Genomic DNA, 15,182 nt, shown 5'->3' with positions numbered 1-15,182 from the left:
ACAGCCCCTAGTTCAGCGCTAGGCCGCGCTCCTCCAGATGCCGGAGCAGGCGTTGTTGCAGGTGCTGCAGGTGCGGCAGGTGCAACTGGTGGCGCTGCGCGGCGGCGCAGGCGTAGCCGAGCAGGTAGGTGACCTCGGTGCGACGGCCTTGCGCGACGTCCTGATGCATGGAGGAGTAGTTCGCTGCGGTGGCGAGGATCACCCGCTGCACGTCCTCATGCAGATTCTCCGCGGCTGTCGGTTGGCCACAGTGTTGCAGCAGTTCGCCGAGTTCGGCGCACAGGGTGGCGATTTCGGCTGGGTGCTCGGCGAGATCACCATTGCGGCAGTCGTGCAGGACGGTGAGGGGATTGATCGCGCAGTTCAGTGCCAGTTTGCGCCACAGGCGCGCGAGGATATCCGGGCTCCATTGGTGAGCGATGCCGGCGCGTTGCAGCTCGTCCAGCCAGGCTGGCGGCCGGGGATCGCTCGGGTCGCCCAGCCAGTTGTGACCATTACCGGCGAATACCACCTGAAAGTCTGCAGGGCGAAAGGCACCTTCGGTGCTGGAGACGAACAGGCAGCGTTGTTTCGGTAGGTGCTGGGCGACTTCATCCTGGCTACCCAGGCCGTTTTGCAACAGCAACAGCTCGGCGCCTGGGGTCAGGCGTTGGGCGACGCTCGCCACTGCACGTTGCGCGTCATAGGCCTTACAGGCGAGCAGCAGGCGCTGGATTGGCGTATCCGCCTGTGGCAGCTCTGCGGGGATGGCGTATTGCTGGGGCTGGTTTGCTTCGACCAGCGTCAGGCCGCCAGCCCGGTGGTAGGCTTCGAGGCGTTGCGGGTTACGCAGGATCAGCCTGACGGGCAGGCCGGCACGGGCCAGGCGCGTGGCCCATAGACTGCCGAGGCTGCCGGCACCGAGGATATGCCAGGTCACGGCAGGGGCATGCGCATGGCCGCGACCCGGCCGCTGGCGTAGGACTCGGCCAGCAGTTTTTCTGCATGCTGGATCAGTTGCTCGGGGTCGGTGGGCAATGCCTTGGCGTCAAGCCCGACCAGGCTGATGCCCGCCTTCAGCGTGATGAAGCCTTCGCTGGTCTTGAATGCCTTGAGATTCAGTCCTTCATGCAGGCGCTTGAAGCTGCTCGGCGAGCACTCGTGCAGGTCCTCGAGCAGGGTGATCAGGCCGAAGTGGTTGTCGTCCAGGCGCGTCAGCACATCCAGTGGCCTGACCAGTTGCTGCAGGCGTCGTGCTACGCCGTGCAGCAGCTCGTTGAAGAAGCGATCGCCATACTGGCTGCGCAGTTGACCGGCGTCCTGCAAGCCGATCAACAGGTAGCACACGGCGCCGCCGCGTGATTCGATCTGGCGCAGGCTGTCGGTGAGCTTCTGGCGCAGGTAGCGTGGGTTGCCCAACCCGGTGAGCGGGTCGACCAGATTGCGCCGCTCCAGGCTGGCGATGTTGTGCGTCAGCATGCGGTTTTCGTGCAGCAGGCGCTGCAGGGTGTTGCACAGACGGTCGGCGGCGTAGACCCGCGGCACCAATTGCTCGTTCATCGCTGCCTTGCTGATGAAGTCATCGACACCACGGTCGAAGGCTTCGCTCAGGACGTTTTCGCCTTCCTTGCCGGTCAGCAGAATGATGTAGGTGTAGTGATCGGCAGTCTCGTCCAGCTGGCGCACCCGTGAGGTCAGCTCCAGGCCATCGATCTCGGGCATCAGCCAATCGGCCAGCAGTACGCTGGCGGGGCGCTGTTCGAGCAGTTGCAGCGCTTCGCTGGCGCTGCTGGCGAAGCGCACGTCCTGGTAGCCGGCCTGGCTCAGAGCACGACCGATCATGGCGCTGGAGAACTTGGCGTCGTCCACCACCAGGATGCTGAGATGGGGGTTGGGCATGGTGCAGGCTCGCAGGCAGAGAGGAAGGACGCCAAACGGCGTGTATCAGTCTGGTTATAATGGGCTCGCCATAGTTATCGTCAAGTCAGGCGCGCTCACTCCGTGAAGAGTATCGCGCCGTCCATCAGGAGCCCACACATGCCTTCGTTCGACGTCGTGTCCGAACTGGACAAACACGAACTGACCAATGCGGTCGATAACGCCATCAAGGAGCTCGACCGCCGTTTCGACCTGCGCGGAAAATGCAGCATCGAGAGCAAGGACAAGGCGCTGACCTTGACCGCCGAAGCAGAGTTCATGCTCGAGCAGGTGCTCGACATCGTGCGCAGTAGCCTGGTCAAGCGCAAGATCGACTGCCAATGCATGGAAACCAAGGAACCCTATGCGTCGGGCAAGGTGATGAAGCAGGAAGTCACCTTCCGTGAGGGTATCGACAAGGAGCTGGCGAAGAAGATCGTCGCTCATATCAAGGACGCCAAGCTGAAGGTGCAGGCGGCCATCCAGGGTGAGCAGGTGCGCGTCACCGGTAAGAAGCGTGATGACTTGCAGGAAGCCATCGCGCATTTGCGTGGTCACGAGTTCGGTATGCCGTTGCAGTACAACAATTTCCGCGATTGAACCTTTGCGGCGCCAAGGCGTCGCACCCTAGGTTGATAGCACTTTGACCGCCATGGCCTGCCATGGCGGTTTCGTTTCACGTACAGGAAAACGGGAGCACCCTATGGAAATGAACGTCGACGAACTGGTCAAGATGTCGGAGGCCTGGCTGCCGGTCGTGCTGGAGTACAGCGGCAAGTTGACCCTGGCAGTGATCACGCTGCTTATCGGCTGGTGGCTGATCAGCCGGCTCACATCCAGCATCGGGCGCATGCTCGAGGCGCGTAAGGTGGATCGCGCGCTGAGCAGTTTCATTGGCAGCCTGGTCAGCATCGTGCTGCGTATTCTGCTGCTGATCAGTGTCGCGTCGATGATCGGTGTTGAGACCACCTCCTTTATCGCCATGATCGGTGCGGCGGGTCTGGCCATCGGTCTCGCCCTCCAAGGTAGCCTGGCCAACTTCGCCGGTGGCGTGCTGATCATGCTGTTCCGTCCATTTCGCGCTGGCGACTGGATCGAGGGGCAGGGTGTTTCCGGTAGCGTCGACAGCATCCAGATCTTCCATACCACGCTGAAAACGGCAGACAACAAGGTGGTGATCGTACCCAATGGTGCATTGTCCAATGGTCATATCACCAACTATTCGCGTGAGCCGCGTCGGCGTGCCGACATCAATGTCGGTATCGATTACTCCAGCGATATCAAGCGTGCCCGTGAGGTGCTGCTGGATATCGCCAAGGATCCGCGTGTGCAGCTTGATCCCGCGCCGGTGGTATTCGTCACTGGTCTGGGTGACAGCGCCGTGAACCTGTCTTTGCGCGTGTGGGTGGCGACTGGTGACTTCTGGCCGGTGACCTTCGCCTTTACCGAGCTGGCCAAGGAGCGCCTGACCGAAGCCGGTATCGGCATTCCCTTCCCGCAGCGCGTGGTGCATCTGGCCAAGGCCGAATGAGGCGCGATGAATGAAAAAGCCCCGGTCGATCCGGGGCTTTTTTCTGTCTGTCGATCAGGCCTTGTCTACCGCAGGCGGCATCGTATCGGGCAGTGGCTGGCGCTTGTCGCGACGCCACTGGACGACGATGAGTAGCAGTGTCGGTATGCCCATCAGTGCGGTGGCGAGGAAGAAGTGCGCATAGCCGAGGCTTTCCACCATCACCCCGGAGTAGCCGCCGATCAGGCGCGGCAGCAGCAGCATGATGGAGCTGAGCAGGGCGTACTGGGTGGCGGAGAACTTCAGGTTGGTCAGGCTCGACAGGTAGGCGACGAACGCCGAGGTGGCCAGGCCTGCGCTGAAATTGTCGCAACTGATAGTGACGATGAGCATGTTCAGGTGCGGGCCCATGCCCACCAGAAGCATGAACAGCAGGTTGGTGGCCGCCGATGCGGCTGCACCGATCAGCAGGATCGGCATGATGCCGAAACGTACGATCAGCAGGCCGCCGGCACCCGCTCCGAGCAATGTCATTGCCAGGCCGAAGACCTTGCTGACGCTGGCAATCTGCTCCTTGGTGAAGCCCTGGTCGATGTAGAAGACGTTGGCCATCACGCCCATCACGGTATCGGACAGGCGATAGGTGGCGATCAGGCTCAGTAGTAGCAGCGCCTGCCAGCGATAACGCACGATGAAGTCGTTGATCGGTGTGAGCACCGGTGCCATGCCACCCCAGAACAGGCTGGAAATGGACAGGGCTGTGAGCAGGGTGTAGAGCAGGGCACGGAGGAAGGCTCGGTCGTAGTAGAGCAGATCCTGCAGGCTCAGCTGACCCTGAAAGACCAGGTTCAGGTCGCTCTCGTAGAACTGGGTGACCATGGCCGGTATGGCAATCAGCAGGATGATCAGCAGCAGTACGGAGAGCAGCTGATGGAAGAAGCCGTACTTTGCCGCAGCCGTTTTCAGCACAGGCGCCAGCCCGCCCCAGAACAAGCCGGATGCGCATACGCAGGCCAGGGTGCTGTAGAGCATGGCGCGCAGGAAGGCGCGGTCGTTGTAGAGCAACTCGTGCATGCTGACGTCGCCAAGCAGCATGGGCATCAGGTCACTCTGGTAGAACTGGATGAACATGGTCGGCACGGAGATGATCAGTACGATCACCGCGCTGATCGCCAGCAACTGGTGGAAAAAACCGTGCTTGGGCGGGGCGACGTGAATGTGTGGCGGTGCCGGTGGCTCACGCATCCAGATGGAGGTGAGCAGGCCTGGCAGCATGAGCAGGGCGAAGACCATGTAGGTGCCGGTCCAGGCGCTGAACTGGTAGTCCTTGGCGGTGGAGCCGAAGCCTTCGGCGAAGTACAGCGCGCCAGCGGTGGCCAGCAGTGCGGCGACGCGGTAGCCGGTCATGTAGGCGGCGGCGAGCGCAGCCTGGTGTTCATCACCGAGAATCTCCAGGCGATAGGCGTCGACTGCAATGTCCTGGGTGGCCGAGGCGAAGGCTACCAGTACGGCCAGAGCGATCAGCGAAGACAGGTGCGTCTGTGGGTCGTAATTGGCCATGCCGATCAGGCCGATGGCGACCAGCCCCTGTGACAGCACCAGCCAGGAACGGCGCCGGCCGAGCTTGCCCAACAGTGGCAGGCGCCACTGGTCGAGCATCGGCGCCCACACCCATTTGAAGGCGTAGGCCAGACCGATGAGACTGGCGAAACCGATGGTTTCGCGCGCTACACCGGCTTCGCGTAGCCATACCGAAAGGGTCGAGAACACCAGCATGTAGGGCAGGCCGGCGGCGAACCCCAGAAGCAGAAGAGCCAGTGTGGCGGGGTTGGCATAGGTGGCGAGGGCTTCTCGCCAGGATTTGCGTGGCATCAGGCTCGAATCTGGGGTGGAAAATGAATAGCGCGCACTCTAACTGCTGTGCTCCATCGGGCGCCAGCCGTGACGACGCATATCCACACGTTCGTTCAGGATGCTGATGCCCTCTGCGCGCAAGCGCGCCCGTTGTTCGGCACCAGAAGGGCTGCCAGCGGTCAGGCTGAGGCGGCCGCCTGCGGCGATCACCCGATGCCAGGGCAGCGTGGTGCCATCCGGCAACTGGCTCAGCGTGCGACCTACCCAGCGCGCTGCGCGGCCCAGGCCGGCCAACTGCGCCAGTTCACCGTAGCTGACGACCTTGCCTTGCGGTACCTGTGCCAAGACCAGATACAGCGCTTCGCGGCGCGCCTCCACGCTTGCCGGTGGCGGTGCCTGCCATGCAGACTCTGGCGGCTTCGTCTTGCTCATAGGATGCGTCCTTATCATGCGCGCACTGGTCGCCTTGTTCTTGCTTATCCTGGCCGCCCCGGCCTGGGCCGATACCGTGTGGCTGGACAACGGGGATCGCCTCAGTGGTGACATCATCCTGCTCGATGGCGGCAAGCTGGCGCTCAAGACCAAATACGCTGGCCAGGTACTGATCGACTGGAAGGATATCGATACCCTCAGCTCGGACAAGCCCCTGCTGGTGCGTCGCAGCGGTTTCGACAACGAACGCAGCGAAAGGTTGGCGGCTGCTGGCAGCGGCATGGTCCGCGTACAGGGTGAACGTGAATACATACTGCCGCTGGCGCAGATCAAGCGTCTGGTGCCGCCGCGGCCGTTACTGGAGGACCGCCTCTGGGAGGGTAACCTCGACGCCAAGCTGGACATGAAGCGCAATCAGAATGACGTCGACGAGTGGAAGCTCAAGGGCAACACCCGGGTCGAACACGGGCGTTGGCGGCATGTGCTCAGTGGCGAGCTGGAGCGTGAAACCAAGAACGACAGGAAGGTCGAGGACAACTGGGAGCTGGAATACGACCTTGACCGTTTTCTCTCCGAGCACTGGTTCTGGCGGATGGGGGTGCAGCAGGCCGAGGATGAGTTCGAAACCATCGACCGTCAGCGCATCGTTGGCACCGGCCCTGGTTATCGCTTCTGGGATGACGAACTGGGCCGCTTCGATCTGATCGCTCAGTTCAACCGCGTGCGTCTGGAGTCGGACGTCGCCGACCTGGCCTTCAACACCACATCGCTGGAGCTGGATTACAAGCGCCTGTTGTGGGGTACGCGGCTGGAGTTCTATGCCAACGCCGAGCTGCAGGTCCCGCATGTCGATACGATCGACTACGTGCTCGACAGTGAGTTCGGCCTGCGCTATCGCCTCAACCAGTGGGCACGCCTGTCGCTGCTCTATGAGCTGGACCAACTGCGAGCGCAGGGGCAGACCGTGTCGGACCGGCACTACCTGATCGGTGTCGGCGTAGGGTGGTGATGCCGATCGACGGATCGCCGCCCGACGGAAAAAGCTGAACTCTGCGTATCTTGGTCGGTCAGCTGTTGCTCTGGCGCCGGGGTTGCGGATAATGCCCGGCTTTCGCCCACCAACGCCATTACCCAACTTATGTCGCGCTCTACATCGCTGTCCCTGCTAGGCCTGAGCATCGCCCTGTGCAGTTCTGCCGCCTTCGCCGATACCGTCTGGCTGAAGAACGGTGACCGCCTCTCTGGCACCATCCGCTTCTTCGACGGCAGCAAATTGCTGCTGGAAACCGATTACGGCGGTTCCATCCCGCTGGACTGGAAGAAAATCGCCACCCTGGAAAGCGACCATGAGTTGCTGGTCAAGCTCGGGCCGGTGGACGGCGAGCGTGCCAAGTCGCTGCTGGCCGCCGAGCCTGGCAAGGTAACACTGGCCAATGGTGAGGCGCCGAAGACCATCGACTTGACGCAGATCGAGCAGATCATGAAGCCCAAGCCGCTGGTGGAGGATTTCACCTGGAAGGGTAACGTCGACCTTGGTCTGGACTACAAGCGCGGTGAGCGCGACTCCGATGACTATGACGTCGACATCAAGACTCAGGCCCGTCATGGCCGCTGGCGGCATAACGCGATCGCCGACTACAACCGCGAGTTGAAAGACGACGTCGTCAGTACCGATAACTGGAGCGCCGAGTACGCACTCGACCGCTTCCTCACTGAAAAATGGTTCTGGCAGGGGCGCTTCGAGTACAAGCGCGACCGCATCGAAGAAGTGGAGCGTCAGCGCACCCTCGGTACCGGTCCCGGTTACCAGTTCTGGGATGACGAGCTGGGCGCGTTTTCTATCGCCACTCTGGCTAACCGCAGCGATTACCGCTACAGCAACGGTGAGCAGGATCGCTTCTACGCCATGAGCGTGAAGTGGGACTACAACCGCTACCTGATCGGCAAGACCGTCGAACTGTTCAGTGTCGGTGAAGTTGGCCGTCCGCTCAGCGGCGCGGCTGACTACAGCCTGGATGCCGAGATCGGTCTGCGTTACAAGGTGACCGACTGGGCCTCGCTGAACATGAAGGCCGAGAAGGACATGGTCAGTGGTGCCGAGGGTGATCTGGATGAGACCCGCTACACCCTGGGCTTCGGGGTCGGCTGGTAAGCATCAGCGCCTGTGTAGACGAAAAAGCCCGCGAAGATCGCGGGCTTTTTATTGGGCGGCGGAATCAGGCCTCTTCCGCGTCCCGCTTCTTCCAGCCGGCACCACCTGGCAGGACCAGGTTGAGCAGCAGGGCGCTGATGGCGCACAGGGAAATCCCCGACAGGGCGAATTCCTTGCCGCCGATGACCATGCCGCCGATGCCGAATACCAGGGTCACCGAGACGATGATCAGGTTACGTGCTTCGGACAGGTCGACCTGGTGGCGAATCAGGGTGTTGAGGCCGACCACGGCGATGGAGCCGAACAGCAGGCAGAGAATGCCGCCCATCACCGGTACCGGAATGCTCTGCAGGGCCACGCCGAACTTGCCGATGAAGGCCAGGGCAATGGCGAACGCCGCAGCCCAGGTCATAATCTTCGGGTTGAAGCTCTTGGTCAGCATCACTGCGCCAGTGACTTCAGCATAAGTGGTGTTGGGCGGGCCGCCGAACAGGCCGGCTGCCGAGGTGGCCAGGCCGTCGCCCAGCAGAGTGCGATGCAGGCCAGGCTTCTTGACGAAGTTCTTGCCGGTGACATTGCCGATCGCCACCACGCCGCCGATGTGCTCGATGGCCGGCGCCAGTGCTACCGGCACCATGTACAGAATGGCGCCCCAGTGCAGCTCCGGGGTGATGAAGTTGGGCACGGCGAGCCAGGCAGCTTGCTCTACGGCGCTGGTGTCGATCACGCCGAGCACTGCCGCAATGGCGCAGCCGACCGCGATACCCGCGAGGATTGGCACCAGGCGGAAGATCCCGCGGCCCAGCACCGCGACCAGCAGGGTGGTGATCAGCGCAGGCATCGAAATCATCATCGCGGTGCTGTAAGGCACCAGCTCGACGCTGCCGTCACCGGCCTTGCCCATGGCCATGTTCACCGCCACGGGCGACAGCGCCAGGCCGATGGAGATGATCACCGGGGCGATCACCACGGGTGGCAGCAGGCGGTCGATGAAGCTCGGGCCACGCAGTTTGACCAGCGCCGAGAGCAGGATGTAGACCAGCCCCGCTGCAATCACGCCGCCCATGACGGCAGGCAAGCCGAACTCGCCCTTGGCCGCCAGAATCGGTGCGATGAAGGCGAAGCTGGAGGCCAGGAACACCGGCACCTGACGCTTGGTCACCAGTTGGAACAGCAGCGTGCCGATGCCTGCGGTGAACAGCGCGACGTTGGGGTCCATGCCGGTGATCAGCGGCATCAGCACCAGGGCGCCGAAGGCCACGAACAGCATCTGTGCGCCGGAAATGCCCTGGCGCCACAGCGGATCGTTGAATTCCGTCTGCGACATGTCAGGCGTCCTTCTGCTTGGTGCCGAAGATCTTGTCACCAGCATCACCCAGGCCCGGAATGATGTAGCCGTGCTCGTTCAGGCATTGGTCGATGGAGGCGGTGAAGATGGTCACGTCCGGGTGAGCCTGCTCGACGGCCTTGATGCCTTCGGGAGCGGCGACCAGCACCATGGCGCGGATATCCTTGCAGCCGGCCTTCTTCAGCAGGTCGATGGTGGCGACCATCGAGCCACCGGTGGCCAGCATCGGGTCGATGATCAGGGCCAGGCGCGAGTCGATTTCCGGCGCCAGCTTTTCCAGGTAGGTGTGCGCTTCGAGGGTTTCCTCGTTGCGCGCTACGCCCACGGCGCTGACCTTGGCGCCGGGGATCAGGCTGAGCACGCCGTCGAGCATGCCGATGCCGGCGCGCAGGATGGGCACCACGGTGATTTTCTTGCCGGCGATCTTCTCGACCTGCACTCTGCCCGCCCAGCCATCTATTGCATAGGTTTCCAGGGGCAGGTCGTTGGTCGCTTCATAGGTCAGCAGGGCGCCCACTTCCTGGGCCAGCTCACGGAAATTCTTGGTGCTGATGTCGGCGCGGCGCATCAGGCCGATCTTGTGACGAATCAGCGGGTGGCGGATCTCGCGAGTGGGCATGGGCTGGGATCTCCAACGGGGCTCTGGGAAAAATCGCGTTAGATTAAAGCATTGCTCATGCCAAGTGGTGGGTGACTGATGAGTCACGATGTCCTGTGCTGCGCGTCAGCTACGCTGGTCAGGCGATACTTGGCAAGCGCTGCATGGGTCTGTACCTTTGCCCGCTTTTATTTGACGGCTCGATCAGCTTTCAGGCCGTTCGCCGCCATTCATCAGCCCGATCAAGAGAGAACACATCATGTCCGCCGATCTCGCGCACATTCGCCAAATCATGGCGGAAGCCGACTGCCTGTTCACCGAAGCCGAGGTGGAAGCGGCCATCGACAAGGTTGCCAGCCAGATCAACGCCGAACTGGCCGAGCGCAATCCAGTGGTGTTCTGCGTGATGAACGGCGGCCTGATCTTCTGCGGCAAGCTGCTGACCAAGCTGAATTTCCCGCTGGAGGCGTCCTACCTGCACGCCACTCGCTACCGCAATGAAACCAGCGGTGGCGAGCTGTTCTGGAAGGCCAAGCCGGAAGTCTCCTTCATCGACCGTGACGTGCTGATCATCGACGACATTCTCGACGAGGGGCACACCCTGGGCGCGATCATCGATTTCTGCCGACATGCCGGCGCACGTGCCGTGCACACCGCGGTGTTGATCGACAAGGAGCATGACCGCAAGGCACGTCCTGATCTGAAAGCCAACTACGTGGGCCTGCAGTGCATCGACCGTTACATCTTCGGTTATGGCATGGACTACAAGGGTTACTGGCGCAACGCCGCCGGCATCTTCGCGGTCAAGGGGCTGTAAGCCCCTTTCCCACTCATAGGCGCGAGCTCTGCTCGCGAACCGCGGTCAACGTAGGGTGTGCTGCGCGCACCGGCTTTCCGGCTGCTGACCCTGGTGCGCATGGCGCACCCTACCTGGCGGTCTCATCCAGCCAGCGCAGGGCTTTCTCCCGCGCCTGCGGCAGATCATGCACGTAGGCCAGTTGTCCGGCGCGTCGGTGAATGCCGGCGCGGCGTAGCTGCAGCCGTACCTGTGCGGTGGGGCCGCTGAGAATCAGGGCGATGCCTTGCAGGCGATAGTCGCGCAGCACGTTGTCCAGCGCGGCGATGGCGGTCATGTCCAGCAGCGGCACGGCGCTGATGTCGACGATCACTATCCTCACGCCCGGCGTGAAGCGTCGCAGCACGCTCAGTGCCTTTTCTGCCGCGCCGAAGAACAGTGGGCCGCGGATGGCGTAAGCCAGCACATGCTCGGGCAGGTCTTGCAGGGCTTCTCGCTGTCGGCGGCTCAGTGCTGCGGTATCGGTCAGTTCGCTCATGCGCTTGATGAACAGCCCGGCCGCCAGCAGCAGGCCGACGCCGACGGCCAGCACCATGTCGAACAGCACTGTCAGTACCAGACAGGTCAGCAGTATCAGCACATCGCTGCGCGGGGCGATGCGCAACGTATGAACGACGTGCTGGGGCTCGCTCATGTTCCACGCCACCATCAGCAGCAGCGCGGCTAGAGCCGCCATAGGCAGATAGCTGAACAGTGGGGCAAGCAGCAGAATCGCCGCCAGCACCACGCCTGCATGCACCAATGCCGCTACTGGAGAAAAGGCGCCTGCGCGTACGTTGGCTGCCGTGCGGGCGATGGCGGCAGTGGCGGTAATACCGCCAAAGAAAGGGGCGGCCAGGTTGCCCAGGCCCTGGCCGATCAGCTCGGCATTGGGGTCATGCTTGCTGCCAGTCATGCCATCGGCGACGACGGCGCACAGCAATGACTCTATGGCGCCGAGCATGGCGATGGCGAATGCCGGCGCCAGCAGTTGGCGGATCAGCTCGAACGACAGCGCCAGGGGTTGGCCGTCGGCGCCCGGCAGGTTCCAGGGCAGCGCCAGGTCCGGTAGGAACGGCGGGATGCCGGGGTGCTCGATGCCATCGAGCTGATAGCTGAAGCGCTCGCCCAGTGTCGCCACGGGCAGCCCCAGGGGTTCCAGTGCCAGCGCGAGCAAGGCGCCGATTGCCAGGGCGACCAGGTGCGCAGGAATCTTCGGCACCAGGCGCGGCCAGATCAGCAGTGTCGCCAGGCACGCGGCACCGACCAGGCTGTCGCCAAGCTGCAGGCTGGGCAGAGCGTGGATCAGCAGGTTGACTTGCTCCAGCAGGTGCTGGGGTGTGCCGGCCAGGTGCAGGCCGAACAGGTCCTTGATCTGCAGGACGGCGATGACGATGCCGATGCCAGCGGTAAAGCCCAGCGTCACCGGATAAGGCACGAACTCGATCAGGCGCCCGGCGCGTAGCAGCCCCAGGGTGATCAGGATCACGCCGGCCATCAGCGTGCACAGCAACAATCCACCGAGGCCGTATTGCTGGGTGATCGGCAGCAAAATCACCACGAAGGCGGCGGTGGGGCCGGATATGTTGAAGCGCGAGCCGCCGCACAGGGCGATCAGGGGCGCCGCGATCAGCACGGTGTAGAGGCCGTGTTGCGGTGCCACGCCCACGGCGATGGCCAGCGCCATGGCCAGCGGAATGGCAATGATGCCGACCGTCAGGCCAGCGCTCAGATCCCCGCGCAGGGCTTTCCAGGAGTAGCCCGCGCGCAGGGTTTGGCGCCAGGCGGCGAACAGCGGTAACGATGGTCGTGACATGCTGGCTTCCTAATGGCTTGGCGCATTATAGGGGCCAGTTTGCGCCGCGCGGCATGACCTAGGTCGGCTGTCGTGTCGATTTTTCGCGTGTTAGCCTGCCGGGCTGCGCGTTGAGCCGCGCGCGGCTCGGCGGTACACTGCCGGCCCTCTGTAATGCTGATGGGAGCGGGCGATGCGTAAAGACAAGAAGCAGGTGATTGGCGAAGAAATCAGCGATGACTCGATCAAGCTGTTCCTTGCGGTGGAGCCAGCGGATGCCACGCCGCCCTCGCTGCACAAGCTGGTCAAGGCTTATCGCGGTCTGCGCGTCGATGACTTCGAGCGTTTCGTGGGCTTCTTCGTTGCCGAGGGCTACGACCTGTCGGCAGCTGATGCGCAGGGCAATGACTTCGTCGCGCTGATTCAGGATCAGCGCAATGCCGAGCCTTACATCGAGGTGATCAAGGCCGTCCGCGGCTGATTTTTACCTGCTGGACAAAAATGCCCGTGCTTCATTGAGAAGAAGGCGGGCATTTTTTATGGCCTGCCATCCCTGGCGGCCACCTTGCGGGCCGTCGTTGCGCGACGTAAAAAATGGCTCCCGGCCATTTTTTATGGCCCGCGGATCGTGAACGCGGGGCAATAAAAAACCGGCCTCTAGGGCCGGTTTTTCAAGAACCTGTCGCGATTAGGCGGCAGCAGCTTCGCCCAGCGCCTTGATGTGCGCGTTCAGGCGGCTCTTGTGACGAGCGGCTTTGTTCTTGTGGATGATGCCTTTGTCAGCCATGCGGTCGATGACCGGAACAGCTGCGGTGTAAGCGGTTTTGGCAAGCTCGAGATCTTTGGCAGCAATAGCCTTGACCACGTTCTTGATGTAGGTACGAACCATCGAGCGCAGGCTGGCGTTATGGCTACGGCGCTTCTCAGCCTGTTTGGCGCGTTTTTTGGCAGAAGGTGAGTTGGCCACCGTCAAGCTCCTCGAAAACTGGGGGGGTTTACACAAATTAAGGCCGCGAATCATGCCGACATGACTATCAGCTGTCAAGTCCGCGGGTGCTTTTAGCTGCTGGCCTGACCAGCGGTGGCTCGCTACACTCGACGCCCTCGTTGGCGGCGGATTGTCCGCTAATGCACCTCTTTATGGAAGCTGAAATACCCCATGAATCTGCTCAAGTCCCTGGCTGCCGTCAGCTCCCTGACCATGGTGTCTCGCGTGCTGGGGTTCGTGCGCGACACCATCATCGCCCGCACCTTCGGGGCTGGGGTGGCGTCGGATGCCTTCGTGGTGGCGTTCAAGTTACCCAATCTGCTGCGCCGCATCTTCGCCGAAGGCGCCTTCTCCCAGGCCTTCGTGCCCATCCTGGCCGAATACAAGATGCAGCAGGGCGAGGAGGCGACGCGAACCTTTGTCGCCTATGTTTGCGGTTTGCTGACGCTGGTGCTGGCGTTGGTCACGGCCATTGGCGTGCTCGCAGCGCCCTGGATCGTCTGGGCCACGGCGCCGGGTTTTGCCGATGAGGCCGAGCGCTTCGAGTTGACGGTCGATCTGCTGCGGGTGACCTTCCCTTATATATTGCTGATTTCCCTGTCATCGCTGGCTGGGGCCGTGCTCAATACCTGGAACCGTTTCTCGGTGCCGGCGTTCGTGCCGACCTTGCTCAACGTCAGCATGATCGTCTTCGCGCTGTTTCTGACGCCCTATTTCGACCCGCCGATCATGGCGCTGGGCTGGGCGGTGCTGGTCGGAGGGCTGGCACAGTTGCTCTGGCAACTGCCGCACCTGAAGAAGATCGGCATGCTGGTGCTGCCGCGCCTTAGTTTCGGCGACCTCGGCGTCTGGCGCGTGCTCAAGCAGATGGGGCCGGCGATCTTCGGCGTCTCGGTGAGTCAGATCTCGCTGATCATCAACACCATCTTCGCCTCCTTTCTGGTGGCCGGCTCGGTGTCCTGGATGTACTACGCGGACCGCCTGATGGAACTGCCGTCGGGTGTGTTGGGTGTGGCGCTGGGTACCATCCTGCTGCCGGCGCTTTCCAAGACCTACGCGAGCAGGGATCGCGACGAATATCGTCGCCTGCTGGACTGGGGGCTGCGCCTGTGTTTTCTGCTGGTACTGCCCTGCACCCTGGCGTTGGCGATTCTCGCCGAGCCGCTGGTGGTATCGCTGTTCCAGTACGGCAAGTTCGGTGCAGAAGACGCGCTGATGACCCAGCGGGCGCTGGTGGCCTATTCGGTCGGCCTGCTGGCGTTGATTCTGATCAAGATCCTCGCGCCTGGTTTCTATGCCCAGCAGAACATCAAGACACCGGTGCGCATCGCCATCGTCAGCCTGCTGGCGACCCAGGCGATGAATGCGCTGTTCGTTTTTGGCCTGGATATGGCGCACGTCGGTCTGGCGCTGGCGATCAGCCTGGCGGCTTGCCTGAACGCTGGCCTGCTGTTCTGGCAACTGCGTCGCGCCGATATCTTCCAGCCGTTGCCGGGCTGGGGGCTGTTCCTGCTCAAGCTGGTGGTTGCGGTGGCGGCGATGGTCGCGGTTTTACTGGGGTTGCTGCAGGTCATGCCAGTCTGGGCGGAAGGTGAGATGCTGGTGCGCTTGTTACGTCTAGGCGCGCTGGTGCTTGCTGGTCTGGTGGTCTACTTCGGCACGTTGCTGGTACTGGGATTTCGCCTGCGCGATTTCGCCCGGCGGTCGCTGTAGTCATCGTCGGGTGCGCCGTGCGCGCCATTGGCTCGGTGCAGGAGCGGTGCGCATGGCGCAT

14 protein-coding genes and 1 pseudogene are annotated in these 15,182 nt (G+C 62.5%); 7 read left to right on the top strand and 8 right to left on the bottom strand.

Translation table 11 applies throughout. From position 1 onward, the window contains the following. Window positions 1–7: 7 nt before the first annotated feature. The gene (locus BM059_RS00370) at window positions 8–919 is read right to left on the bottom strand and encodes a putative 2-dehydropantoate 2-reductase (protein WP_074935983.1); all 912 of its coding nucleotides are present in this window, start codon (window positions 917–919) and stop codon (window positions 8–10) included. Beyond that, a pseudogene (locus tag BM059_RS00365) lies at window positions 916–1,881 on the bottom strand (response regulator); the annotation flags it as partial. The pseudogene BM059_RS00365 and the gene BM059_RS00370, both read right to left, overlap by 4 nt. Before the next feature lie 135 nt (window positions 1,882–2,016). Here BM059_RS00365 and BM059_RS00360 point away from each other — a divergent pair. Both BM059_RS00360 and BM059_RS00355 read left to right on the top strand, forming a co-directional pair. After that, a complete protein-coding gene (locus BM059_RS00360; protein WP_037004208.1) occupies window positions 2,017–2,496 on the top strand; it encodes a YajQ family cyclic di-GMP-binding protein in 480 nt (159 codons plus the stop codon). A gap of 103 nt (window positions 2,497–2,599) precedes the next feature. Next, on the top strand, window positions 2,600–3,427 hold the full coding sequence (locus BM059_RS00355; protein ID WP_037004209.1) for a mechanosensitive ion channel family protein: 828 nt from the start codon (window positions 2,600–2,602) through the stop codon (window positions 3,425–3,427). A gap of 54 nt (window positions 3,428–3,481) precedes the next feature. Here BM059_RS00355 and BM059_RS00350 read toward each other — a convergent pair whose 3' ends face one another. Together BM059_RS00350 and BM059_RS00345 are read right to left on the bottom strand one after the other, a co-directional pair. Beyond that, on the bottom strand, window positions 3,482–5,278 hold the full coding sequence (locus BM059_RS00350; RefSeq protein WP_074935981.1) for an AmpG family muropeptide MFS transporter: 1,797 nt from the start codon (window positions 5,276–5,278) through the stop codon (window positions 3,482–3,484). A 39-nt stretch (window positions 5,279–5,317) separates the two neighbouring features. After that, window positions 5,318–5,692, bottom strand: a complete 375-nt coding sequence (locus tag BM059_RS00345) for an MGMT family protein (RefSeq protein ID WP_037004211.1) — start codon at window positions 5,690–5,692, stop codon at window positions 5,318–5,320. 16 nt (window positions 5,693–5,708) lie between these two features. Between BM059_RS00345 and BM059_RS00340 the strand changes: the two genes are divergently transcribed. Further along, window positions 5,709–6,701: a DUF481 domain-containing protein gene (locus tag BM059_RS00340; protein ID WP_074935979.1), complete on the top strand. Its 993-nt coding sequence runs from the start codon at window positions 5,709–5,711 to the stop codon at window positions 6,699–6,701. Window positions 6,702–6,830: 129 nt separating this feature from the next. Then, window positions 6,831–7,844 carry a DUF481 domain-containing protein gene (locus BM059_RS00335; protein WP_037004213.1) on the top strand — a complete coding sequence of 338 codons (1,014 nt, stop codon included), beginning with the start codon at window positions 6,831–6,833 and terminating at the stop codon, window positions 7,842–7,844. A 64-nt stretch (window positions 7,845–7,908) separates the two neighbouring features. Here BM059_RS00335 and BM059_RS00330 read toward each other — a convergent pair whose 3' ends face one another. Together BM059_RS00330 and upp are read right to left on the bottom strand one after the other, a co-directional pair. Beyond that, window positions 7,909–9,171, bottom strand: a complete 1,263-nt coding sequence (locus BM059_RS00330) for a uracil-xanthine permease family protein (RefSeq protein WP_037004214.1) — start codon at window positions 9,169–9,171, stop codon at window positions 7,909–7,911. A 1-nt stretch (window position 9,172) separates the two neighbouring features. Next, window positions 9,173–9,811 carry a uracil phosphoribosyltransferase gene (upp, locus tag BM059_RS00325; protein WP_074935977.1) on the bottom strand — a complete coding sequence of 213 codons (639 nt, stop codon included), beginning with the start codon at window positions 9,809–9,811 and terminating at the stop codon, window positions 9,173–9,175. Window positions 9,812–10,049: 238 nt separating this feature from the next. Between upp and BM059_RS00320 the strand changes: the two genes are divergently transcribed. Then, window positions 10,050–10,607 carry a hypoxanthine-guanine phosphoribosyltransferase gene (locus BM059_RS00320; RefSeq protein ID WP_037004216.1) on the top strand — a complete coding sequence of 186 codons (558 nt, stop codon included), beginning with the start codon at window positions 10,050–10,052 and terminating at the stop codon, window positions 10,605–10,607. Window positions 10,608–10,716: 109 nt separating this feature from the next. Here BM059_RS00320 and dauA read toward each other — a convergent pair whose 3' ends face one another. Beyond that, the gene (gene dauA / locus BM059_RS00315; protein WP_074935975.1) at window positions 10,717–12,441 is read right to left on the bottom strand and encodes a C4-dicarboxylic acid transporter DauA; all 1,725 of its coding nucleotides are present in this window, start codon (window positions 12,439–12,441) and stop codon (window positions 10,717–10,719) included. Window positions 12,442–12,613: 172 nt separating this feature from the next. Between dauA and BM059_RS00310 the strand changes: the two genes are divergently transcribed. After that, window positions 12,614–12,901, top strand: a complete 288-nt coding sequence (locus BM059_RS00310; RefSeq protein WP_037004218.1) for a PA4642 family protein — start codon at window positions 12,614–12,616, stop codon at window positions 12,899–12,901. Window positions 12,902–13,108: 207 nt separating this feature from the next. Here the strand turns inward: BM059_RS00310 and rpsT are convergent, their stop codons facing one another. Further along, window positions 13,109–13,387: a 30S ribosomal protein S20 gene (gene rpsT, locus BM059_RS00305; protein WP_003243036.1), complete on the bottom strand. Its 279-nt coding sequence runs from the start codon at window positions 13,385–13,387 to the stop codon at window positions 13,109–13,111. Between the two features lie 192 nt (window positions 13,388–13,579). Here rpsT and murJ point away from each other — a divergent pair, with 192 nt between their 5' ends. Further along, entirely contained in the window at window positions 13,580–15,121 is a 1,542-nt protein-coding gene (murJ, locus tag BM059_RS00300; RefSeq protein WP_074935973.1) for a murein biosynthesis integral membrane protein MurJ, read from the top strand. The last annotated feature ends 61 nt before the right edge of the window (window positions 15,122–15,182 follow it).

The organism is Ectopseudomonas composti (genome assembly GCF_900115475.1).
GTDB lineage: Bacteria > Pseudomonadota > Gammaproteobacteria > Pseudomonadales > Pseudomonadaceae > Aquipseudomonas > Aquipseudomonas composti.
Note: the sequence above shows the minus strand (reverse complement) of the source record. Positions and strands in the feature narration are given on the sequence as shown.

Bases quoted from the DNA above. Each gene is read 5' to 3' on its own strand.
- BM059_RS00360 (WP_037004208.1), top strand. From the start codon at position 2,017: ATGCCTTCGTTCGACGTCGTGTCCGAACTGGACAAACACGAACTGACC.
- BM059_RS00355 (WP_037004209.1), top strand. From the start codon at position 2,600: ATGGAAATGAACGTCGACGAACTGGTCAAGATGTCGGAGGCCTGGCTG.
- BM059_RS00350 (WP_074935981.1), bottom strand. From the start codon at position 5,278: ATGCCACGCAAATCCTGGCGAGAAGCCCTCGCCACCTATGCCAACCCC.
- BM059_RS00345 (WP_037004211.1), bottom strand. From the start codon at position 5,692: ATGAGCAAGACGAAGCCGCCAGAGTCTGCATGGCAGGCACCGCCACCG.
- BM059_RS00340 (WP_074935979.1), top strand. From the start codon at position 5,709: ATGCGCGCACTGGTCGCCTTGTTCTTGCTTATCCTGGCCGCCCCGGCC.
- BM059_RS00335 (WP_037004213.1), top strand. From the start codon at position 6,831: ATGTCGCGCTCTACATCGCTGTCCCTGCTAGGCCTGAGCATCGCCCTG.
- BM059_RS00330 (WP_037004214.1), bottom strand. From the start codon at position 9,171: ATGTCGCAGACGGAATTCAACGATCCGCTGTGGCGCCAGGGCATTTCC.
- upp (WP_074935977.1), bottom strand. From the start codon at position 9,811: ATGCCCACTCGCGAGATCCGCCACCCGCTGATTCGTCACAAGATCGGC.
- BM059_RS00320 (WP_037004216.1), top strand. From the start codon at position 10,050: ATGTCCGCCGATCTCGCGCACATTCGCCAAATCATGGCGGAAGCCGAC.
- dauA (WP_074935975.1), bottom strand. From the start codon at position 12,441: ATGTCACGACCATCGTTACCGCTGTTCGCCGCCTGGCGCCAAACCCTG.
- BM059_RS00310 (WP_037004218.1), top strand. From the start codon at position 12,614: ATGCGTAAAGACAAGAAGCAGGTGATTGGCGAAGAAATCAGCGATGAC.
- murJ (WP_074935973.1), top strand. From the start codon at position 13,580: ATGAATCTGCTCAAGTCCCTGGCTGCCGTCAGCTCCCTGACCATGGTG.